Consider the following 22,446-nt stretch of genomic DNA (forward strand, 5'->3'; position numbering starts at 1 on the left):
TTCTGACCCTTTGAGCTTTATGACGTCGCGCCCGGTTGCGAGAGCACCTAGCGCGGCGACGTAAGCTTGCCGATCTGTTCCGCCAGCTGTGCCTGCGTATACGGCTTTCCGAGCCGCGCAACCTCAAGATCAACGCCAGGCGGAAGATCCGCGTAGCCGGAGGCGATCAGGATTGGCAATTCGGGCAGCAAGGCTCGTGCAGCCTTCGAGAGTTCGCCCCCGGTCATGCCAGGCATGGAGTAGTCGGTGATCATCAGATCGAACTTTGGTCCCTTACCCAGATGCTCCAGCGCCTCCTTGCCGGAATGGGCTTCGACAACGTCGTGTCCGAGATCCAGCAGCATGTCGGCGGAACTCATGGCGATGAGGACGTCGTCGTCGACAAGCAGGATACGCTTGGGACCACCCTGATATTCTGCCGGAGGCAATGGTGCCTCGGCCTGCCTCGGCTGCTCGGCAGCGGAAGAGACCGGAATCCACAATTCGGCGGTGGTGCCGGAACCAATCCTGCTCGACAACTTCAACTCTCCCTTTAACTGGGACGCCAGACCGTGGATCATCGACAATCCGAGGCCCGTTCCCTTGCCCAGTTCCTTCGTTGAGAAAAACGGTTCGATGGCTTTCTGCAGCGTCGCCTCGTCCATGCCTTGGCCTTCGTCCTTGACCGAGAGCACGACGTAACGCCCGGCTGCAAGCGTATCGTTTGAGAACCTCTGCTCTTCCTGGCTGAGGCTGATCCGCAGCGTGCCACCGTCGGGCATGGCGTCACGCGAGTTGACGGCGAGGTTGAGAAGCGCCAGCTCGATCTGGTTGGCATCTGCGGAAACCTTCGGCAGATGATCCGGTATCGAGGTCTCGACGAGGATGGTCGACCCGACCGAGCGTTCGAGAAGGTCGCGCATGCCACCGATCAGAGCGCCAAGGTCAACCGGGCCGATCTGCAGATCCTGGCGGCGGGCAAAGGCGAGCAGCCGCTGGGTCAACGACGCCCCGCGTCTTGCACCCTGAAGTGCGCCATCGATCAGGCGTTCGGCTTTCGGATCGCCCGCAACGAGCTTGCGGAGCAATTCGAGATTGCCGAGCACTGCCATCAACAGGTTGTTGAAATCGTGGGCGACGCCGCCGGTCAGTTGGCCGATCGCCTCCATCTTCTGCGCCTGGCGCAGTTGATCTTCCGCCCGCTCACGCTGCGACACCTCGTCCATCACGACCGAATGGGCCTGTTCAAGTTCACGCGTCCGCTCGGCGACACGCTCTTCAAGCAGTTCGTTGATCTGCCGCTGCTGCTTCTCGTTGATGACCCGGTCGGTAATGTCGGCGGATACGCCGACCAGCTTGACCGCCTTGCCCGAGTGGTCGCGGTAGAGCTGTGCCCGCACCTCTGCCCAGCGCACGGTGCCGTCGCGCCAGACGGTGCGGTATTCGACAGAATAATCCTCACCGCTCTCGGCTGTTGCGGTATGAGCATCCTGTACGCGTTGCCGGTCATCGGGATGGATGCTGGCAAAAAGGTCCTGATAGGTGAACGCCTCTTCCGGACCGCGTCCGAAAATGCTCTTGCAGGTCGCAGACGTGCTCAGGACATCGGTTGCAAGATCCAGTTCCCAAGCGCCGAGCCGACCGGCCTCGAGTGCTGTCTGCAAACGCCGCTCTCCTTCGTCGAGAGCTTCCATCCGCAGACGTGCATCATATTGGCGCCGACGCCCGCGTGCGGCAGAACGGGCAACGCTGATGAATGTCGTTGCGTGGAAAGGGCGCTCGATGAAGCTGACATTGCCAAGGACCTCCGACAGCCGCGCAGCTGCGGGATTACGCTCCGGACCACCGCCGCGGTTTGTCAGAATGACGAACGGTAGATCCGACCAGCTCGGCTGGTTCTCGATCCACTGGGAGATGGCGCGCAGGTCGGCGGAGCGCAGAGCTTCCTCGGTGATGACAGCGAGCGCGATGTTGTCGTCAAGGCTGTCGACGAAACCGGACAGGTCCAGGGCCGCCTTCGAAGCGATACCGGCTTCCTTCAGGAGGGATGCCGCAATCTGCGCATCGCGACCGTGTGGGGCATGAATGAGGCCGACGGCATCTCTGTTAGGAATGGCTTTCGTCCTCGTTTGAAAGCTCCAGCAGTTGCTGCTTTTCGCCGACAAGCGTCGGTACACCGCGCAACACGCCCTGGAAACCGGAAAGCGGATCGCCCAGTGTCAGCCCTGCATCGGTGATGCGAAACTCGCGGATGGTTTCTTCGTGCCGACCGGTTCGCTTCTTGATGACCGAGACTGCACGCCGAACCCTGCCCAGTGCCTCGAAATAGCGCAGCAGGATAACTGTATCGGCGAGGTAGGTGACATCGACCGGGGATTTCATGTCTCCGACGAGTCCGTGCTGGGCAACTGTCAGAAACGTATTGGCGCCTTGCCGATTGAGGTATTGCAGCAGTTCATGCACGTGCAGGATCAGCGCGTTTTCCTCGGGCATCGACGCCTGGTAGCCGTTCACGCTATCGATCACGACTGTCCCGGCCTTGAAGGTCGCCACGCGATCCCGCACGCGTTGCGAGAATTCCCCCGGCGAAAGCTCGGCCGCATCCAGCTGCTCGATGTGAATAGCGCCGTCGTCGCGCATCTTCTCTAGGTCGATCCCCATTGCTTTCGTACGCGAGAACAACAGGCCGAGCTCCTCGTCGAATATGAAGACGGCTGCTTTCTCACCGCGCTTCACGGCAGCTGCTACAAACTGGAGCGCGAACAGGCTTTTGCCGGTACCGGCAGGTCCGATGAGCAGCGTGCTCGACCCGCGTTCTATACCACCGCCAAGAAGATCGTCGAATTCGGCAATGCCGCTTTTCAAAATAGCTCGGTCGAATGCCGTCTTGTGCTCGATCGCACGCAGCCGCGGAAAGACCGAGACGCCTCCGGTCTTGATGACGAAATCATGATAGCCGCCGCGGAACGCCTGGCCGCGATATTTGATCACCCGCAGGCGGCGGCGTTCCGAACCATAGTCGGGAGCCAGCTGCTCGAGATGAAGAACGCCGTGAACGACGCTGTGGACGGTCTTGTCGAGATTGTCCGACGTCATGTCGTCGAGCAAAAGGACTGTGGCGTCGGATCGAGAAAAGAAATGCTTCATGGCCAGGATCTGGCGGCGGTAGCGGAGAGAACTCTGTGCCAACAGACGGATTTCCGACAGGCTGTCGATCACCACACGCTGCGGTTTCAGACGCTCGAAGGCCTCGAAGATCAGCTTGGTCGTCTCGCCGAGTTCCAGATCTGAGGAGTAAAGCAGGCTTTGCTGCTGGTCTGCGTCAAGCAGGCTTTCCGGGGGGACGAGCTCGAAGATTTCGATCGAATCCCCGAATTCGATACCGTGCGAAAGCGCGCTTTCCCGCAGTTCTTCTTCGCTCTCCGACAGGCTGATATAAAGACAGCGCTCCTTGAGTGTTGCGCCTTCCAAAAGAAATTGGAGCGCGATCGTAGTTTTGCCAGTGCCCGGCGTCCCTTCGAGCAGGAAAACATGGCGGCGAGTCAAACCGCCCGATAATACATCGTCCAGTCCCTGAACGCCTGTCCTCGCCTTTGTACTCAAGCCGTCGATCATGTTTTTTCCTTTTGCGACTTTTGACTTAGCGCAAACTGGCGTGGAAACAAGAGATGGACGGGTTGGGTACGGTAACTGTGACGAACGAGATGTTTCCGGCTGTCCTTCGATTCTAGCAGTTGCGCAGGTAAGCGGCGGCGCGAAGACCCGAAATGCGTCCGAGCGCCACTGCAGTCAGGAGACCGTTCCCGGACAGGTAGCCGCTCGCTTTGCTGCCCGATACGCCACAGGCGGCGCCTCCGGCGGCAAAAAGGTTTGCGATGGTCGAACCGTCGCGTCGAACCACACGTGCCTCGCCGTCAACAACAAGCCCGCCCTGGGTGTGGAAGAGTGCGCCGGTGACCCTTACCGCTTTGAAGGGCGCTCGAAGTGGCGGCACGTCTGCCAGAGAACGGCCGAACGGGTCCGCCCCACCCTCGGCTTTGCAATTCTCGAAAGCACGGAAGCTTGCCGTCAGTTTCTCCGGCGAGACCTGCATCCGCTCCGCAAGCGCCTCGATCGTATCGGCCTCGATGATCGCCTGCATACGCTCGGCGCTTCTGAAATCCTCGAACTGGCCGGCGATCTCGGCGATCCGCGTGTCGAACACGGTCCATGCGATCCCTTCCGGCTGGGCAAGCACGTTGGACGCCTGCTCGGAATACCCCTTCGCCTCGTTGGAAAAGCGTTCGCCTGCGACATTCACCTGGAAGCCGCCTTCCATCACGGTCGCCCAAGTGATCAGGATCCCGGCAGGATGGGCGACCGATCCATGGCCCTGATGACCACTCAGATGCCGCGTCGCAGCACCCAGCGCCTCACCCCAGACGATCGCATCGCCCTGGTTGCCCGGGTGGCCGAAATAGAGTGCATCCCGCATGTCCGGAATGTGGTCGGCAACCAGCGCCGGATTGCCGCCATAGCCATTGCAGGCAAGGATCACGGCCTCGCAGCCGATGTCTTCGCGGGACCCATCCGGTCGCGACAGGGTCATGCCTCGCGGTTTGCCGTCGGAGCCAACGACGAGCGTGTCCACATGAGCTTCCGTCAGGATATCGATGCCGGCTTCTTCCGCGGCGTCGCGCAGACGATCGATCAACTCCTCGCCGGACCGGGAGGGAAGACCATGCATTCGAAGGTGCGAGTGACCGGGATACCGGAAGTTGTCGACCAGCGAAAATGCCAGGCCGTGCTCCTCGGCCAGCCATTCCAGCGTTGGGCCGACCGTTTCGGTTACCAGCCGAACGAGGCCCACATCCGGCTCGTCATCCGCCTTGTGCAGGATATCCGCCCCGAAGGTTTCCGGCGTGTCCTCGACGCCGATCGCGAGCTGCCAGCGCGTGCCTGCTGCCGGGATGAGGCCGGCTGACAGCGCCGTCGAGCCGCGCGGCAGCGGATCGCGCTCCAGCACAAGCACATCGACGCCGTCTGCCTTGGCCGACAATGCTGCAATCATGCCGGCGGCACCGGCGCCGATCACGACCAGCGGCACCGTCACCTCGAATTCCCGGTCCGAGACTTCGACCTTGCTCATCGGGCCTCGAACTCGGCGATCATGTCCGCGATCGTTGCGATCCGGCTGACCGGTTTCAATGCTGCGATCGCGGTCTCGTGCGTTTCCTGCGAAAAGGCTGCCGAACCATCCGACAGGGTGATCGTCTCGAAATCGCGGACATGGGCGTCGCGAACGGTGGAGGCGACACCGCCATTGGTGACGATACCGCCGATCACCAGCTTCTCGATGCCGCATTTGCGCAGGACCCATTCGAGCCGGGTCATGTAGAACGCCGAATAGGCGACTTTCTCGACAATGAGATCGGCTGGCGCGAGGTCGTCGATCAGGCTGTTGCCCCAAGTGCCGGGTGCGAAATCGCCCTTGCCGAGAAAGGGCCGAAGTTCCTTCAGATGGGGCGAGATGATCGGCTCGCCACCTTTGCCCGGCACCAGCGTGAACTGCGCCGAGATGATGTAGCCGCCTTTTGCGCGCATCGCCTCCACGAGAGGCTTGATGCGCGCGGGCAATGCCGCGATCTCAGCTGCGCCTTGACCGGCACGGCCATAGGCGCCGTCGGGGGCCAGAAAATCATTGGTCAGATCGACGATGATCAGGCCGGTCTTTTCGATGGGGATCGAATGTCCGCTCATGATTTCCGCTCCACGATGATATTTCCGTAGAGATCGACGCGCGCCTTGAATTCCGGCGAGACGACTGTCGTGGCATCCGGCTGTTCGAGGATCGCCGGGCCCTGGATTTCGGAACCCTCCGGCAGTTGCAGGCGATCGTAGATCGTCGTTTCATGCCAGGCGCCGTCGAACCAGACCTGGCGCGAGCCGATCGTTGCAGAGGCGACCGTCGTGTCGACAGGTGCGGCCAGGGCCTTCAGATCGAAGCTCGGCCGAATGCCGATCGCGCTGGTGCGAAGGTTGACGATCCGCATCGGAACGCCCGGCAGAAGCCGGCTGAAACTTGCCTGATAGGCATCCTCGAAAGCCTGCTGGATCATCGCCTGGCTGACATCGGTTTTGCTTCCCTCGATCGTTGCCGGCAATGTGACACGGACCGTATGGGTCTGACCGACATAGTGCATGTCGAGCTCGAACAGCGTATCGATCCGCTCGACCGTCAGATGCGCATCCTCGACGACGGCGCGCGCCTTGCCGGCCTCCTCGACCATGCGGGCGTCGATCGCCGCAACGTCGATTCCCTCGAGCGAGAGGTTCAAGGTCTGCACCTGGTCGTGGCGGATGTCGGCGATGACGCAGCCGAGAGCAGATGTCACACCCGGATAACGCGGCACAAGCGCCGCCTTCAGGCCGACTTCGCGGATCAGCGCCGAGACATGCAATGCCCCGCCGCCACCGAAGGGAACGGCCGCGAACTTCTGCGGATCGTGACCGCGCTCGATCGACATCAGCCGGATCGCACCGGCCATGCGGCTGTCGGCAATCTTCACGATCGCTTCGGCCGCTTCCATCACACCGAGGCCGAGCGGCTTTGCCACATGCTGGTCGATAGCCGCCTTGGCGGCCTCCACATCGAGACGGGCAAGCTTGCCACCGATCGGCCGGTCGGCATTGATGCGGCCGAGCACGACATTGGCATCCGTCAGCGTCGGACGCGTGTTGCCCTGACCGTAGCAGACCGGGCCCGGCCGTGAACCGGCACTTTCGGGGCCGACCTGCAGCAGGCCGCCGGCATCCACATGCGCGATCGAACCGCCACCGGCACCGATCGTGGTGATCTCGATCATCGGCGTGCGGATAACGAGGCCGAAATCGATCGTCGTCTGGGCCGCGAGCGCTGCCTTGCCGTCGGCAATCAGCGAGACGTCGAAGGACGTACCGCCGAGATCGCCGGTAATGACGTTCGGGAAGCCTGCCGCCTTTGCGATTGCCGCCGCGGCAATCACGCCTGCCGCCGGACCGGACAGCGCTGTGCGGGCCGGAAGTCTGCGCGCGGTCTCCGTCGACATGACGCCGCCGTTCGACTGGACGATATGGAAGCGACCGGCGAAGTCCTCGCTTGCCAGCGCCGTTTCCAGCTTGCCGAGATAGGAGCCGACAACCGGCTGCAGATAGGCATTGAGAACCGTCGTCGACGTGCGCTCGAACTCGCGGATTTCGGGCAGGATCTGCGTCGAGCAGGCGAGGTTTTCGTTGTCCCACACCGAACGGACGGCTTCCACCGCGCGCTCCTCGTTTTCGGGATTGGCATAGGCGTTGACGAAGACGATCGCGAGCGCCTCCGCACCCATTGCCTTCAGCTTTTCGGCAGCGACGCGGACGGCATCGACATCGACGCCCAGACGGATCGTTCCGTCGGCGAGCGTGCGTTCCGCCACTTCCAGACGCATGTCGCGTTCGACGACGGGTATGAAATCGCCCCACAGGCCCCAGGTATTGGGCCGGTCCCGGCGGCGCATTTCCAGAACGTCGCGAAAGCCTTCGGTGGTGATCAGGCCAACCCTGGCGCCCTTGCGCTCAAGCAGCGCGTTGGTGCCGACGGTCGTGCCATGCACGATCGAAGACAGGTCTGCGATGGCGCCGAAACCCTTCAGTCCGTCGAGGAAGCCGACCGCTTCATCGCCCCGGTTGGAAGGGACCTTGTTGGTACGAAATTTCGCCGACGCTTCATCGAAATAGAAGAGATCGGTAAAGGTGCCGCCGACATCGACGCCGACGATCCTGCCCAATCCCGACTGGCCCAGTTTTTCATTTTGTTGTTTTGTTGTTCCCAGATCGCTCACGCGGCCACTCCCTTGCGCAGCTTGTCGGTTGCTTCGTGGTCGATCTCGCCATCTGCGCCGATCACCACGCCGTAAAGGGCTTCCGCCTGGCTGGTACTGACGAATCCGAGCCGCACGTCATGCAGAACCTTGTCCGGATCGCGCCCATGCGGATCGCCCCAGCCGCCGCCGCCAGGTGTTTCCAAACGGATCCGCTTGCCGGGCTTCAGCCGCAGATCGGTGATCTTCGACGCCATCGGCGGAACGGCTTCGCCGCCGTCTTCCGTTTGCCACGAGAACCTGTTCAATGCCGCAGACTCTCCGCCGACGACGCCGAACGGCGCGCGTCTGCCGCGTTCGCCGAGCAGCGCCACGTCGCCGCCGGTGAGAAGCTCCAGTTCATAGATAGAACCGACGCCGCCGCGATGGGTGCCGGCACCGGCCGAATCCGGCCGCAGCGCCCATTGCGTGAACATGACGGGATAAGCGGCTTCCAGGATCTCGACCGGCGGAATGGTCGCCGTCGAAATCGGGTTGTTGGCATGGTTCAAGCCGTCAGACATCGGATTGCCGCCGAGACCGCCACCGAAGAACGAGAACATCACCCATCGCTTGTGGTCTGCCCTGTGACCGGCGAGCGACAATGCGTTGATCGTGCCGAACGGCGCCGCAGTCGCACGCGCCGGATCAGCCTGGGCAATGGCACCAAGAACGACGCCGATCAGCCGCAGGATGGTTTCCGTATAGCCGGCAACCGGCTTTGGAGCATTTGCGCCGAGCAGCGAATTGTCGACGATGTTGAACGAGATCGGACGAAGGCAACCCGCATTCGCCGGCACTTCGGTGAAGATATGCTTCAGCGCCACGTAGCAGGCGGCGATCGTCGTCGAGCGCGAAATGTTGATCGGACCCTGGGCCGACTGGGTGGAGCGCGAAAAATCGAGCGCCATCGTGTCGCCGGCAATTGTCAGGTCGAGCGCCACCGTTAGCATCTCGTCGGTGATGCCGTCATTGTCGAGTACGTCTTCGAACGAATAGGTACCATCCGGGATCGAAGCGATTGCCGAGCGCATCAGCGCTTCGGCGCGGTTCGAGAAAGCCTCGAAAGCCGCATCGACTGTCGCTGGACCATATTCACCGAGAAGAGCGCCAAGCCGTTTCTCGCCGAGATCGAGCGCATTGAGCTGACCGTTGAGATCACCCCAGTTCGACATTGGAACACGGGAATTGGCGGACAGGATTTCGATGATGTCGTTGTTCATCGTGCCTGCGGAGATCAGCTTGACGACCGGGATCCGCACGCCTTCCTGAAAGCTTTCAACCGCCTTCGGATTGTAGCTGCCGGCGACGTTACCGCCAATGTCGAGCCAGTGACCGACCGAGGCCATCCAGCAGAACAGCTTTCCATCGCGGAAGATCGGCCGCACCAGGCGGAAGTCGTTGAGATGCGTTCCGCCTTCGTAAGGGTCGTTGAAGATGAACGTATCGTTCTCCTGCAAGCCCCCTTCCCGCTCGACCTTGGAGATGACGGCGCGCACGGCAAACGCCATGGCCCCGACGAAGATCGGCAGGCCGGACGTGCCCTGCACCAGCGTGTCGCCGGTCGTGGCGTGATAGATGCCGTGGCAGGCATCCTTTGCTTCGGCGATTGTCGGGTTGAACGCAGAGCGATAGAGCGTCGCATCCATCTCGTCCGCGATCTGTTCCAGCCGTCCCTTCAGCACCGCCAAAGTTACGGGATCAAGCGTCACGGCCTCAGTCGTGACGTTAGCGTGCAAGCTCATCTCGCGTCCTCTTCTCGTGTGTCCTTACGATCGGTATCTTCATAGCTTTTGCCGAGCGCGAGCATGTCGGGCGTGCCGATCAGCGCATTGAGCCCGTTGAAATCAAACATCCGGTCCGCGAAAGGCGCGTTGGATCCGGCAGCGGCCAGCGAGGCGTAATAATCGACCGCCGTCTTTGCCATTGCCCGGACGATACCGCCCGGGAAGATGACGATCTGGAAGCCGAGTTCCGACAATTCAGCCGCGTTGTGGATCGGGGTGGTGCCGCCCTCGACCATGTTGGCAACCAGTGGCCTGACGCCCTTCAGCGCGCCGGCGATATCGCCCAGCTGCTCGCCACTCTTCGGCGCCTCGACGAACAGGATGTCGGCACCGGCTTGCGCATAAAGATGCGCGCGTTCCAGTGCCCGATCGATCCCTTCCATCTGCAGCGCATCGGTGCGCGCGATGATCAGCGTCTGCTCGCTTGCCCTTGCGTCGACAGCTGCCTTGATCTTTCCGACCATCTCTGCGGCAGAGACGACCGACTTGTCGTTCAGGTGCCCGCAGCGCTTGGGCGTCGTCTGATCCTCAAGCTGGATGCCCTGGGCACCCATCTTTTCAAACAGCCGCACGGTGCGCTGGACGTTGAGGGCATTGCCGTAGCCGGTATCGGCATCGACGATCACAGGCACAGCGATACGGTCGCAGATCATCGCGATCCGGTCGGCCACTTCCGCCATCGAGACGAGCCCGATATCGGGGCGCCCGAGATGGGTATAGGCGATTGCCGCGCCGCTCAGGTAAACTGCCCGAAAGCCGGCGCCCGCTGCGATCGATGCCGTCAGGGCGTCAAACACTCCAGGCGCGACAATCGGAATGCCGCTCTTCAAATCCTGGCTGAGATTCATGGTGTGTTTCCTTGGTTCGTCGGTCTCTCTGGACCGTATTCTTCTTCGTTCAAAGGCCGAGATAGGCCCGTTTCAAATCTGGATCGTCCCGAAGTTTGGCGGCATCGCCTGATAGTGCGACCGAACCATTCTCCAGGATGTAGGCCCGGCTCGCGAGGTCCAGCGACTGCATGACGTTCTGCTCCACCAGCATGATCGGCAGGCCATCGTCGCTCAGGCGGCGGATGAGGGAAAACATCTCCTCGACCAGAAGCGGCGACAGCCCGAGCGACGGTTCGTCGAGGATCAGCAGCTTCGGTTCGCTCATCAGGCCGCGCCCGATCGCCAGCATCTGCTGCTCGCCGCCCGAAAGCGTGCCTGCGAACTGCCGGGTCCGTTCCTTCAGCCGCGGAAAGATCGAGAACACCTTTTCGATATTGCCGGCCCGGCCGCGCTTCGGCCGGCAATAGCCGCCGAGTTCGAGATTTTCGAGAATGGTGAGGTTTGGAAAGATCTTGCGACCTTCCGGCACGTGGATGAGGCCGGATGCGACGATATCGCGGGCGCTGGTGCCCAGTATTTCACGGCCGTCGAAACGCACCGAGCCGCTGCGGGCGGGCTGTACTCCTGACAGTACCTTGTTGAGCGTGGTCTTGCCGACGCCGTTCGATCCGAGCACGGCGACCACCTCGCCCTTGCCGACGGAAAGGCTGAGGCCGCGAAGGACTTCGGTTCCGCCATAGCCGGCGCGCAGGTCTGCGATCTCAAGCATGGGCTGCCCCTTCCGCCTTGATACGCGCTGCAGCGCCGTGGCCGAGATAGGCCTCGATGACAGCCGTATCCGTACACACCAAACGCGGCTCGCCGCTTGCAATCATCTTGCCCTGCGAGAGGACGTAGACGGTGTCGCAGAGGTTCATCACCGCCTGCATGATGTGTTCGATCATCAGGATCGTGACACCCTCCTCGCGGATCTGCCGGATGATCGGCAAGACGTCGCGGATTTCGGATGGATTGAGCCCCGCCAGCACCTCATCGAGCAGCAACAGCTTCGGCTGCGTCGCCAATGCCCGTGCGAGTTCGAGCCGCTTGCGGCCGGCAATCGTGAGGCCCGAGGCAAGCTTGTCGAGTTCGTGGCCGAGACCGACTTTTTCGGCGGTCAAGGTCGCAAGGCGCCTCGCCTCGGCCGGATCCTTCGTGTGCAGGAAGGCACCGACGGCGATGTTGTCGCGAACGTCGAGACCCGCAAAGGGCTGGACGATCTGGAACGTACGCGCCAATCCGCGGCGCGCTCTCAGATGCGGTTTCTCGCCGGTGATATCCTCATTCTGAAATGTGACGGTTCCCGCATTGGGGTTGAGGAAGCCGGCGATCATTGCAAACAGGGTCGTCTTGCCTGCCCCGTTCGGACCGATCAGCCCGGTGATCGACCCCTCCGCAACGTCGATCGTCGCATCGTCGACGGCGAGAAGCCCGGAAAATCGCTTGGTGAGATTGTGCGCTTTCAACATGGTCATGCCCCTCACATCGCCTTGCCGCGGCTCTTGCGCCGATACCAGAGATCCGACACGAAGCCCCTGATCCCGTTCGGTGCGAAAGCGACGCAGAGAATGAGAATGATGCCGAAGACGACAAGATCGACGCCGGCGATTCCGCCCGAAAACGACTTGGTGATTTCGCCAAGGCCCAAAAGAAGGACCGAGCCGATCAGCGGCCCGAGCATCGTGCCTGCACCACCAACGATCGCCGCAAACAGCGCCTCGATCGAGATCCACGAGCCGTAGGCGACATTGGCATCGATGAAGAGGAAGTTCTGGACGTAGAGGCAGCCGGCAAGCGCGGTGATTGCGGCAGACAGAGTGATCGCCTGCATCTTGATCCTGAAGATATCGACGCCGAGCGCCTGCGCCGCCTGATCGTTTTCACGAAGCGCGATGAGATAGGCGCCAAAGGCGGATCGTTCCAGCCAACGGGTCAGAAGCAAGCCGCCTGCCACGAAGCCGATGAGGATCAGCAGGAACCAGCGGCGGTCGGAGAATTGCAGATAGGCAAAGCCGTTGTTGATCGAGACCATCATGCCGGCAGCGCCACCGGTGAAATCCCAGCTGTTGGCGAGGATGCGCAGCACTTCCGCAAATGCCAGCGTGATCAGCGCGAAATAGGATCCTTTTAGGCCTGCCCGGAAGCTCAGAAAGCCGATCAGGGCGCCGACGGCCGCACCGAGGATGACGCCGCAGACAAGGCCGACCCAGGCATTGATGCCGAAGCTGGTCTGCAGGATCGTCGTCGTATAGGCGCCAGTACCGAAAAAGGCCGCGTGTCCGAAGGAGGAGAGCCCGCCATAGCCGCCGAGAACATTCCAGCCCTGCGCCGTCAGCGCGATGATCATCATGAAGATCAGGAGGTTGAGAATATTGCCCGGCAGCCCGGCAATGGCGGCGATGCCGACCACGCCGAGAAAGGCAAGGGCCGCGATAAATTCGAAGTTCTTCTTCATGCGCGTGCTCCAAACAGGCCGGTGGGCTTCACCAGAAGCACGAGAATGAAAATAAGGAAGATACCGATCTGGCCGAGGCTATCGCCGAGGAAGAGGCTGGAAATGGCTTCGACAACGCCGATCAGAAGGCCGCCGATCAGGGCGCCGGGGATCGATCCCATGCCGCCGAGAACCACGATGGTGAAAGCGACCAGAACGAATGCCGCCCCTGTCGTGGGGCTGACATAGAAGGAGGGCATCAGCAGCCCGCCGGCAATCGCCAGACAGGCGGTACCGATCGCAAATGTCATGGCATAGACATGCGCGACATTGATCCCGACAAGGCTGGCGCCGAGTTTTTCCTTGGCAACGGCGCGGATCGCCTTGCCGATATCGGTGCGGTTGAGGATCGCCCACAGAAGGACGGCGGTCACGACCGAGACTCCGAGCCCGATCACCCTCGGCAGTGAGAGGAGGAGCGGACCGAGCGGCACGATCTCGAACGCGTAATCTGTCGCAATCGTGCGGGTATCGGAATTGAACCCGGCGAGAAGCAGGTTCTGGATGACGATCGACAGACCAAGGGTGGCGAGCAAAATGCCGTTGTCCGAGCCGCGACTGGCCGGACCGATGATAAAGCGCTGCAGACAATAGCCGATCGCGAACATCATAGGCGTGACGACAAGGATGGCCACGTAGGGATCAAGGCCGAACCTGTCAGAGGCCAGCCAGACGAGATACATCGCGACCGTCAACAATGCGCCGTGGGCGAAGTTGACGATATGCAGCACGCCATAGATGAGGGTGAGACCAAGAGCGATCAGCGCGTAGACGGCACCGAGCATCAGGCCGTTCATCAACGCTTCGAAAATGATTGTCGGCGAATACATGATGTTCCTTCGAAGAAGGGCTTGCCGGAATGGCCCGGGACAAAAACGCCGCCCCGGGCCTGCGGCACTCGCTGGGGATGGTTAGCCGTTGGCCGGGAATTTCGGCTTGGCCTGGGCGAACTGGTCCGGATAGATGACCTTGATCTGGCCGCCTTGAACCTGGGTATTGAGCGGAAGCGCGTTGACGTTCTGGCCGGTCGCATCGAACTTCGACTTGCCGTAGGGCATCACACCGCTGTCGAACTCGTTATTCTGCAGCGCTTCGATGATCGCGCCGCTTTCGGCACTCTTTGCAAATTCCAGCGCCTGCGCTGCGACCTTGACGACCGAGTAGTTGATCGGCGCGTTGTAGGCGTAGAACTTGCCCGCCGCCTTGACGGCTTCCATCAGCCTGTCGTTGGTCGGGTTCTTGGGATCGCCCCAGTGGTTGACGTCCATCACGCCTTCAGCCGCTTCCGGGAACTCCTTGACGAACCGGTAGCTGGAAGCCGCACCGCCGAAGAGAGCATAGATACCCCCCTTCGGCTTGACCCGCTGCTGTTGCAGTGTGCGGGCGAAGAGCACGAATTCGTTGAAGTAATGCGAGGGAATGATGAGGTCGGGCTGCAGCGAACGTAGGCGCAGAACCACATTCGACATGTCACGCGCCGGTGTCGGGTGCGAGATCGCCTCGACCACTTCGAAGCCGAGGGCCGGCAGGCGAGCCTGCATCAGCTTGGCGAGACCCGAGCCGAGAAGACCGTCTTCATGAACGATCGCCACAGTCTTTGCCACCTTGCCGGAAGCGTCGTTGATGGTCACGAGGTTCTTCAGCGCGACGTCGGCCGCCATCGAGAAGCTGGGGTTGAAACGGAAGACGTTTTTCAGGTTGCGGGTCATCAGTGCATCGGAGACGGCGCAATCGATGATGAAGGGAAGCTCGTAGCGGGCCGCGGCCTGGGTTGCGGTCATGGAAATGCCACTGGCAAAACCGCCGACGACGATCGCAGCACCATCCGCCTTCAGCTGTTCGGTCGCCTGGGCGCCGGCTTCGGCATTCGAACGGCTGTCGCCGATCAGAAGTTCGAGCTTGGCGCCGCCGAGCGACTTGATTCCGCCGGCATCGTTGATTTCCTTGATCGCATATTCCGCGCCGATCCGTGCCAGATCGCCGTCGCCGGCAAAGCCACCGGTCATCGGCTGCAGCAGGCCGATCTTGACCGTCGGCGCCTGTGCCCGGCTGAGACCGGGTGCCGCAAGGACCATCGCCGAGACACCGCCAACTTTCAGCACCGTGCGCCGGGAGACCGAGTTCGTGAGCTTCTTCATTCCTTCACCACCCTCTTAGGATTGCGGGGGCCGGATGCCCGCTCGTTACGGTAGACCTCGGACGTAGGGCTCCAGTGCCGGCTCCCTTCAGTGCCCTTGCGTACGAGGTTCATTTGCAGGCTGTATCTGTCGGGACGGTAGAGAGCCTGGAGATACTCCATGCCGCGCCCTCCCTTGCCGTAGACGACGCGGGTCAGCGCGATGAGGGGCGAGCCCACACCGATACCAAGCGCCTCGGCCACTTCCGGATTGGCGAGAACCGCACCGACTTCCTGCCATGCCGTTTCGGCACGCAGGCCGGCTCTCTCCATCAGCTCAAGGAGAGCCATATGGGCAAGGTCTTCACGCGAATATTCTCGACCGACACGTTCGGGCACGTAGGCCGTCAGATAGGAGAAGGGAAGGTCGTCGAAGGAGCGCACACGCACCGACTTCTGAACCCGCTCGTCGTCTTCGAGCCGCAGCGCCTCGGCAACCTTCTCGGGCGCCTCGATATAGTCAAAAGAGATCAGCTTGACCGCCGTCGTGCGCCCCATTTCAATGAGGTGAGCAAAGGCATTCGACAGGTCCGCCGTTGCCATCTGGGCAAAGTTGGAGCCCCGTACATAGGTGCCTGACCCGACCCGCTTGTCGACCAGGTCTTCCGCGGAAAGTAGATCGAGCGCGAGCCGGACGGTGACCCGCGAAACCCCGTATTGCTCAGCCAGCGCAAGCTCGCTCGGCAGGCGCATGCCGGCCTTCAGCTCGCCCGAAACGATCTTGTCCCGCAGCAGAAGATAGACCTTCTGAGTCTTCAAGGGTTCGGTCGCCGGCCTCAACGTGAGCTCCCAATCTATCTTATTTTTAATACAGGTTTTGTATAAAACGGCTGACAGATCTCGTCAATGCCCATATAACACTCAGCAGACGTATTTGCCTATATGCAGTGCAACATGCGAGATTGTGCGATGCAAGAGAGATTTGCGGAAACCGAGTTTTCACATGCGATGGCGCCGCTTGCCGTCGGCAATCTCACGTTTCGCAACCGCATTCTCGTTCCGGCGCATACGACAAATTTCGGCGAAAACCACCTGCCGAGCGAGCGCCACTTTGCCTACCACCGCGAACGTGCGAGGGGCGGTGTCGGTGCGATCATCTTTGAATCCATCCGCGTTCACGCGAACTCGCTTGGCAGGCCGCAGGCCGTCTGTGGCTTCGACCCTGCCTGTATCGAACCGTTCCGCAGGATTACCGATGCTGTCAAAGCGGAAGGCGCGCGCATCCTTGGCCAGATCATCCATCTCGGCCGGCAGGTTGAGGGCGATTTCGAGCGGACCGTCTCCTTTGGACCGTCGCCGATTCCGTGGGCGACGTCTGCCCTGCCGCCGCGCCCGATGGATCGCGCCGACATGGATGCTGTCATCGACGGGCATGTGCTGACCGCGCGCCATCTCGTGGCGGCGGGCTTCGAGGGGATCGAGCTGCAGATGGCACATGGCCATCTTCTGCAGCAGTTCCTGTCACCGCTTTCGAACACACGTGACGACGCGTATGGCGGCTCGGCGGAAAACCGGATGAGGTTTCCGCTTGAGGTGCTTCAGGCTGTCCGGGCGGAAGTCGGTCGCGAATTTTGTCTGGGTATTCGCCTCAGTGGCGATGAGTATGTCGAGGGCGGGATCACCATCGATCAGGCCGAGAGGACCGCGGTGGCGCTTGCGGCGGCCGAAAAGATTGACTTCTTCAATGTCTCGCATTCCGCCTATCACGCCTCCTATTCGCTCGCTTCGCAGATGGCCGACATGGCGATCGATCCCGAACCGTTCCGGTCGTTGCCGGCGCGGATCCGCATCGCTTTGCGCGACGAAGGCCACGACATTCCCGTCTTCGCCGTCTGTCGGTTCAACACGCTGGCGGAGGCCGACGCGATCATTGCGGCCGGTGGCGCGGATGCGGTGGGTATGGCGCGTGCCCACCTTGCCGAGCCGGCCATCGTCAACAAGACGATCGAGGGACGGATGAACGAAATCCGCACCTGCATTGCCTGCAATCAGGGTTGCGCCGGGATGCTGGAAAAGAACCTGCCGATCCGCTGTCTGGTCAATCCGCGCGCCGGGCTGGAAGGCGTATGGCCGGAGCTTGCCAAGACCGGCACGCAACAACCCAAACGATTGCTCGTGGTCGGCGGCGGACCGGCAGGACTGGAGGCGGCCCGGACGGCAGCGGAGCGCGGCCATATCGTGACGCTGTGGGAGAAGCAGGAAAATCTCGGCGGTCAGTTTCGCGACGCGGTGAAGATGCCCAAGCGCGCCGAATTCCGAACGCTCATGGCAGAGCAGATTGCCGATCTCGGTCGGTTCGGTGTTTCGGTGGTAACAGGCAAGCATGCCGATGCCGCATCGATTGCCGATTTTGCGGCCGATACGGTGTTTCTGGCGACAGGTTCGATGCCGGTTCGCGCAGAGCTTGCCGGTGGCGGAAAGGCCTTCACGATCGTCGAGGCACTTGACGATCCGGCAGCCCTCGGAAGCGACGTGGCTCTGTTCGACCGCACCGGCGAATGGGCCGCACTGACGCTTGCGGAACATCTCGCCGACCTCGGCAAAAAGGTGACGTTCTTCTCGCCGGCTGGCGGCATCGCCTGGCGCACGACCGTCTATTCGACACTCGCAAACCTGAAACGGCTGCGCGAGAAGAAGGTGAGGATCGCCACGCTCCGGAAGGTTACAGGCTTCGACGGCAAGACCCTGACGGTCGAGGATCTTTCGACCGGCGAGAGCGAGTTGCATATGGGGTTCACCGGTCTCGTCGCCGCCGAACACAATTTCGCGGACCAGTCTCTGTTCCAGCAGCTCCGTCATCTTGACGTGCCCGTCCGGCAGATCGGCGACAACCTTGCGCCCCGCACGGCCCTTGAAGCCGTCTATCACGGCCATCTCTCGGCTCGACACCTATGAGATCTGGAAGGAGTAACACTCGATGAGCATTCTGATAACGGGTGCCGGCGGCTTCCTCGGGCTGAACCTGATCGAGGTGCTGAATGCCTTGGGCGAACCGGTGGTTGCCCTCAATGATCGCGCCCTTCCCGCAGCCTTTGCCGCAAAGCCGGGTGTCACCGTCGAATTGGCGGACGTCCGGGATCGCACGGCAATCACCGACATTCTCTCGCGCCACGACATTACCTCCATCATCCATGCCGCGGCGATCACCCTTGGGCCAAAGAGTGCCATCGCATCGGCGAGCGACGCCTTCGACGTCAATACGGTCTCGGTCGCGATCCTGCTTGAGGAGGGTCGAAAAGCCGGCATCAGTCGCTTCGTCTACCCGAGTTCATCCGCCGTCTACGGCACGGCGCCCTTCGATGGCGCAGCCGTGACCGAAGCGACGAACCCGATGCCCGCCACGCTTTACGGCTTTACCAAGCTTGCCAGCGAAAGACTGGTTGTCGAAGCGGGAAAAAGTTTTGGCATGTCCACTGTGCGGGCGCGCATCACCGCGGTGTTCGGGCCGCACGAGCATGAAACCGGCGTGCGCGAGACGATGAGCCCGCCGTTTCAGATCGCCGCCAAGGCCGTGGCGGGTGAGGATGTTCTCCTGCCTGCAGGAGGTGCCCGAGACTGGACGAGCAGCCGAGACATCGCGAAAGCGCTTGCGCTGCTTGCAACGCGGGAAAGCCTGCCGTCCGATCTCTACAATCTCAGCGTTGGCGAAACCTGGCATGTGAGCCGCCTCTGTGCACATCTCGCGAAATCCTATCCCGGCTGGTGCTTTGCTGAGGGAAAGGCCGATGGCAGCGACAGCGCGATCGCCTTCAACGACGACCTCTCCCGACGTCGCCATGCGGTCTCGGCCAAGAAATTCGAAACGGATTTCGGCTTCCGCTTCATGGCGCCGGACGAGGCCTGCGCAGATTATGTCGGCTGGCTTGCCGATCAGACCCATGGCGCGTGAACTACCGCGCCGTATAGCCGCCATCGGCCAGCACGTCGGTGCCGGTGATAAAGCTTGCCTCGTCGGAGACGAGAAAAAGAGCCGTCCCGGCGATTTCCTCCGGTGTGCCGATCCGGCCGATCGGATGAAGCGGAGCGAGCTTTTCGATGACCGCCGCCTCGCTGCCGGCCTGTCGGGTGACGCGGCTCGTCAGCACCGCACCCGGCGAAAGACTGACGGCACGAATGCCCTGGTCGGCGTGGTCGAGCGCGAGACTGCGGGTGAGCGAATGCAGCCCCGCCTTGCTCGCCGAATAGGCGGCACGCCCGGGAGTCGTCACATGGCCGAGCTGGGACGCGATATTGAGGATGACCCCACCCTGTTTAGCGAGATGCGGCACGCCGTATTTGCAGATCAGGAAAGCGCCCGTGAGATTAACGTCCAGTGTCTTGCGCCAGCTTTCGAACGGGATGTCGCAGACGGTGCCAAGCGGCGTTTCGGTTGCGGCGTTGTTGACGAGAATGTCGATACGGCCAAAGCGGCTCGCGACCGCGTCGATGCAGGCCTCGACCGAAGCCGGATCGGCAACATCGCATGGCATGGCAAGGCAGCGATCCGCGTCAAAGCCATCGGGTGGAACGGCGTCGAGATCGAACATCGCGACGCTTGCGCCAGCCGAGGCGAACCTCTTGGCGATCGCCCGCCCGATATCGCCGCCCGCGCCGGTGATGATGGCGACGCGGCCTTCAAGGCATTGAGGAGAAAACATGCATCACCCTTCAGGAGAATTCGAACGCTTCGGATCGTCTGTCATCATCGCTTGATTTGCAAATTGAATCTGTCTTAATCTCAATACAGATTTTGAGGGCCTTCGCGGGCCTTGAGGAGTTGATAATGCTGAGGGAACACCGTCCACAGACACTGTTCGACAGGATCTGGCAGAACCACGTGATCGCATCGCAGAGCGATGGTCAGCAGTTGCTGTTCATCGATCGGCACCTGGTTCACGAAGGATCGTTCCACGGTTTCAACAAGCTGAAGGACAAGAACGCGCGGGTTTCGAGGCCAGACCTCACCTTCGGCATCGTCGATCATTACGCGCCGACGCGGATACGCGACATTTCGAAGATCGATGCCGCCATCGCTGGGATGATCACCCAGCTGGAGGAGAACTGTCTTGCCAACGATGTCCGCATCTTCGGACTAAACGACCCGCGCCAGGGCATTGTCCATGTGGTCGGTCCGGAGCAGGCGATCACGCTGCCCGGCGCCACGATCGTTTGCGGCGACAGCCACACCTCGACGCATGGCGCTTTTGGCGCAATCGCGTTCGGCATCGGCGCTTCGGAAGTGGCGCATGTCCTGATGACCCAGACGCTGTGGCAGAAAAAGCCGAAATCGATGCGGGTCCGCTTCGACGGCAAGCTTGGGCCTGGAATCACCGCCAAGGACATGGCACTGGCGATGATCGCCGCGATCGGTGCCGATGGCGCCCAGGGCCATGCGATCGAATACACCGGCTCGGCGGTCGAGGGGCTGTCGATGGAAGGTCGGCTGACACTCTGCAACCTCTCGATCGAGAGCGGCGCGCGCTGCGGCCTTATCGCCCCTGACATGACGACGGTGAATTTCCTGCGCCACCGGCCGCTCGCACCGAAAGGTGATCTGTTCGGGCGTGCAGCCGAAGCCTGGCTTTCCCTGCGCGGCGATGACGACGCCCCCTTCGAGCGCGAGCTGGTGATTGACGGCAGCGAGATTGCACCTGTCGTCACTTGGGGTATCAGCCCCGAAGACGCGCTGCCGATCACGTCCGCGGTGCCGTTGCCCGACGACATGACCGACGAGTCACGCGCGGCCCATACGCGCGAAGCGATCGACTATATGGGACTGAAGCCCGGCATGCCGTTGACGGATATTCCGGTTGACCGCGTCTTTATCGGCTCTTGCACCAACAGCCGCATCGAAGACCTCAGAGCAGCCGCAGCCGTGCTTTCCGGCCGCAAATCTGCCGTTCCAGGCCTGGTATCACCAGGATCGTCGCTTGTGAAACAGCAGGCCGAGCAAGAGGGCCTGGACCGGATTTTCGTGGATGCCGGATTGGAATGGGTCGATTCCGGCTGTTCGATGTGTGTCGGCATGAATGGTGATCTCGTTCCGCCCGGCGAACGCTGCGCCTCCACCACCAACCGCAATTTCAAAGGCCGACAGGGCCCGAAGTCGCGCACGCACCTGATGTCGCCCGCCATGGTCGCTGCGGCCGCGGTGACCGGGCGCCTGACCGATGTTCGAGATCTGATGGGAGGCCGCAGTTGAGACCGTTCAAGACCCTCGACGCAAAAGCCGCGCCATTGCCTTTTGCAAGCGTCGATACCGATCAGCTGATCCCGGCGCGCTTCATGAAGCGCTCGCGATCGGAGGGATACGGCCAGTATCTTCTCTACGACATGCGCTTCGACGGAGAAGGAAATCCGATCCAGGATTTCCCGTTGAACAACCCTGCCCGCGCAGGCGCCGAAATCCTTGTTGGACGGCGGAATTTTGGCGCAGGTTCCTCGCGAGAGGCGGCCGTTTACGCGCTTGTCGACTACGGTTTTCGCTGTGTCATCGCACCGAGCTTCGGCGACATCTTCGCATCGAACTCGGTCAACAACGGCCTCTTGCCGGCGCGGGTGACCGAAGAGGATGCGGAGACCATTCTTTCCCTGCTCGAAAATGGCCAGAACCGTGCCTTTGTCGATCTCGAAACCTGCGAGATCCGGCTCGCCAACCATGTCTTCCGCTTCGAGATAGAGCCCGTCTGGCGCACCAAGCTCCTCAACGGCTGGGATGATCTCGACCTCACGGCAAGCTATGCCGACGACATTGCCCGCTACGTGGTCTCGGACAGAGAACTCCACCCGTGGCTCCAGGAGATCCCGGCTTCGGTATGAGCGACTGCCTCAACTTCGGCACATGATCTGGATTGGTTCGTTGCGTTGGGTGGCGCTCGCAGGCAGCCAACAGTTACCCGTCAGGCCTGCTCGAACTCAATCAGCGTGCCTTGAAAATCCTTGGGGTGAACGAAGATCACCGGTTTTCCGTGGGCGCCGATCTTCGGCTGGCCGTCGCCCAGAATGCGTGCGCCCGTCTCGACGATCCTTGCGGAGGCGGCTTTGATGTCGTCGACCTCGAAGCACAGGTGGTGGATGCCGCCGGACGGGTTCTTGTCCAGAAAGCTCGTGATCGGTGACGTCTCTCCGAAGGGGTGGAGAAGCTCGATCTTGGTGTTGGGCAGTTCGACGAAGACAACGGTCACGCCGTGCTCGGCCAAATCCTGTGGCGCGGAGACCGAAGCACCGAGGCCGCGATACTGATCGGATGCCGCCGCCAGATCCGGCACCGCGATCGCGACGTGATTGAGCTTCCCGATCATTG

Annotated in this window: 19 protein-coding genes; 4 read left to right on the top strand and 15 right to left on the bottom strand. The window is 61.7% G+C overall.

Annotation, left to right across the window (positions count from 1 at the left end; translation table 11 throughout):
• Nucleotides 1-47: 47 nt before the first annotated feature.
• The 13 genes from ACQY1K_RS21460 to ACQY1K_RS21520 form a co-directional block, all read right to left on the bottom strand.
• A complete protein-coding gene (locus ACQY1K_RS21460) occupies nucleotides 48-2,144 on the bottom strand; it encodes a PAS domain-containing protein (protein WP_430259318.1) in 2,097 nt (698 codons plus the stop codon).
• Nucleotides 2,086-3,594, bottom strand: coding sequence for an ATPase domain-containing protein (locus tag ACQY1K_RS21465; RefSeq protein ID WP_092664441.1), 1,509 nt, complete (start codon nucleotides 3,592-3,594; stop codon nucleotides 2,086-2,088). The genes ACQY1K_RS21460 and ACQY1K_RS21465 overlap by 59 nt, the downstream gene beginning before the upstream one ends.
• A gap of 112 nt (nucleotides 3,595-3,706) precedes the next feature.
• Complete coding sequence (locus ACQY1K_RS21470; RefSeq protein WP_430259320.1) at nucleotides 3,707-5,107, bottom strand: FAD-dependent oxidoreductase; 1,401 nt, start codon at nucleotides 5,105-5,107, stop codon at nucleotides 3,707-3,709.
• Nucleotides 5,104-5,718, bottom strand: coding sequence for a cysteine hydrolase family protein (locus tag ACQY1K_RS21475; protein ID WP_430259322.1), 615 nt, complete (start codon nucleotides 5,716-5,718; stop codon nucleotides 5,104-5,106). Before ACQY1K_RS21475 ends, ACQY1K_RS21470 begins: the two co-directional genes overlap by 4 nt.
• A complete protein-coding gene (locus tag ACQY1K_RS21480; protein WP_430260621.1) occupies nucleotides 5,715-7,811 on the bottom strand; it encodes a hydantoinase/oxoprolinase family protein in 2,097 nt (698 codons plus the stop codon). Before ACQY1K_RS21480 ends, ACQY1K_RS21475 begins: the two co-directional genes overlap by 4 nt.
• 5 nt (nucleotides 7,812-7,816) lie before the next feature.
• Nucleotides 7,817-9,583: a hydantoinase B/oxoprolinase family protein gene (locus tag ACQY1K_RS21485; RefSeq protein ID WP_430259324.1), complete on the bottom strand. Its 1,767-nt coding sequence runs from the start codon at nucleotides 9,581-9,583 to the stop codon at nucleotides 7,817-7,819.
• A complete protein-coding gene (locus ACQY1K_RS21490; RefSeq protein WP_430259326.1) occupies nucleotides 9,580-10,473 on the bottom strand; it encodes an isocitrate lyase/PEP mutase family protein in 894 nt (297 codons plus the stop codon). The genes ACQY1K_RS21485 and ACQY1K_RS21490 overlap by 4 nt, the downstream gene beginning before the upstream one ends.
• A 49-nt stretch (nucleotides 10,474-10,522) precedes the next feature.
• A complete protein-coding gene (locus ACQY1K_RS21495; RefSeq protein ID WP_430259328.1) occupies nucleotides 10,523-11,224 on the bottom strand; it encodes an ABC transporter ATP-binding protein in 702 nt (233 codons plus the stop codon).
• The gene (locus tag ACQY1K_RS21500) at nucleotides 11,217-11,963 is read right to left on the bottom strand and encodes an ABC transporter ATP-binding protein (RefSeq protein ID WP_062576853.1); all 747 of its coding nucleotides are present in this window, start codon (nucleotides 11,961-11,963) and stop codon (nucleotides 11,217-11,219) included. The genes ACQY1K_RS21495 and ACQY1K_RS21500 overlap by 8 nt, the downstream gene beginning before the upstream one ends.
• Nucleotides 11,964-11,974: 11 nt before the next feature.
• On the bottom strand, nucleotides 11,975-12,949 hold the full coding sequence (locus ACQY1K_RS21505; RefSeq protein WP_430259329.1) for a branched-chain amino acid ABC transporter permease: 975 nt from the start codon (nucleotides 12,947-12,949) through the stop codon (nucleotides 11,975-11,977).
• A complete protein-coding gene (locus ACQY1K_RS21510) occupies nucleotides 12,946-13,818 on the bottom strand; it encodes a branched-chain amino acid ABC transporter permease (protein ID WP_092664425.1) in 873 nt (290 codons plus the stop codon). Before ACQY1K_RS21510 ends, ACQY1K_RS21505 begins: the two co-directional genes overlap by 4 nt.
• 81 nt (nucleotides 13,819-13,899) lie before the next feature.
• Nucleotides 13,900-15,126, bottom strand: a complete 1,227-nt coding sequence (locus ACQY1K_RS21515; RefSeq protein ID WP_430259331.1) for an ABC transporter substrate-binding protein — start codon at nucleotides 15,124-15,126, stop codon at nucleotides 13,900-13,902.
• Nucleotides 15,123-15,923 carry a GntR family transcriptional regulator gene (locus tag ACQY1K_RS21520; protein ID WP_430249487.1) on the bottom strand — a complete coding sequence of 267 codons (801 nt, stop codon included), beginning with the start codon at nucleotides 15,921-15,923 and terminating at the stop codon, nucleotides 15,123-15,125. The genes ACQY1K_RS21515 and ACQY1K_RS21520 overlap by 4 nt, the downstream gene beginning before the upstream one ends.
• A 150-nt stretch (nucleotides 15,924-16,073) precedes the next feature.
• Between ACQY1K_RS21520 and ACQY1K_RS21525 the strand changes: the two genes are divergently transcribed.
• Together ACQY1K_RS21525 and ACQY1K_RS21530 are read left to right on the top strand one after the other, a co-directional pair.
• Nucleotides 16,074-18,059, top strand: a complete 1,986-nt coding sequence (locus ACQY1K_RS21525; protein WP_430259333.1) for an FAD-dependent oxidoreductase — start codon at nucleotides 16,074-16,076, stop codon at nucleotides 18,057-18,059.
• A 22-nt stretch (nucleotides 18,060-18,081) separates the two neighbouring features.
• Nucleotides 18,082-19,053 carry an NAD-dependent epimerase/dehydratase family protein gene (locus ACQY1K_RS21530; RefSeq protein WP_430259335.1) on the top strand — a complete coding sequence of 324 codons (972 nt, stop codon included), beginning with the start codon at nucleotides 18,082-18,084 and terminating at the stop codon, nucleotides 19,051-19,053.
• 1 nt (nucleotide 19,054) lies between these two features.
• On the opposite strand, the gene ACQY1K_RS21535 is transcribed toward ACQY1K_RS21530, so the two are convergent.
• On the bottom strand, nucleotides 19,055-19,801 hold the full coding sequence (locus tag ACQY1K_RS21535; RefSeq protein WP_430259337.1) for an SDR family NAD(P)-dependent oxidoreductase: 747 nt from the start codon (nucleotides 19,799-19,801) through the stop codon (nucleotides 19,055-19,057).
• 125 nt (nucleotides 19,802-19,926) lie between these two features.
• Here ACQY1K_RS21535 and leuC point away from each other — a divergent pair, with 125 nt between their 5' ends.
• On the top strand, nucleotides 19,927-21,345 hold the full coding sequence (gene leuC / locus ACQY1K_RS21540; protein WP_430259339.1) for a 3-isopropylmalate dehydratase large subunit: 1,419 nt from the start codon (nucleotides 19,927-19,929) through the stop codon (nucleotides 21,343-21,345).
• The gene (leuD, locus tag ACQY1K_RS21545; protein WP_325264311.1) at nucleotides 21,342-21,962 is read left to right on the top strand and encodes a 3-isopropylmalate dehydratase small subunit; all 621 of its coding nucleotides are present in this window, start codon (nucleotides 21,342-21,344) and stop codon (nucleotides 21,960-21,962) included. Before leuC ends, leuD begins: the two co-directional genes overlap by 4 nt.
• 80 nt (nucleotides 21,963-22,042) lie before the next feature.
• Here the strand turns inward: leuD and mce are convergent, their stop codons facing one another.
• Nucleotides 22,043-22,444 carry a methylmalonyl-CoA epimerase gene (mce, locus tag ACQY1K_RS21550; protein ID WP_325264313.1) on the bottom strand — a complete coding sequence of 134 codons (402 nt, stop codon included), beginning with the start codon at nucleotides 22,442-22,444 and terminating at the stop codon, nucleotides 22,043-22,045.
• Nucleotides 22,445-22,446: the final 2 nt, after the last annotated feature.

It is taken from the genome of Neorhizobium sp. IRS_2294, from assembly GCF_050500145.1.
Lineage (GTDB): Bacteria > Pseudomonadota > Alphaproteobacteria > Rhizobiales > Rhizobiaceae > Neorhizobium > Neorhizobium soli.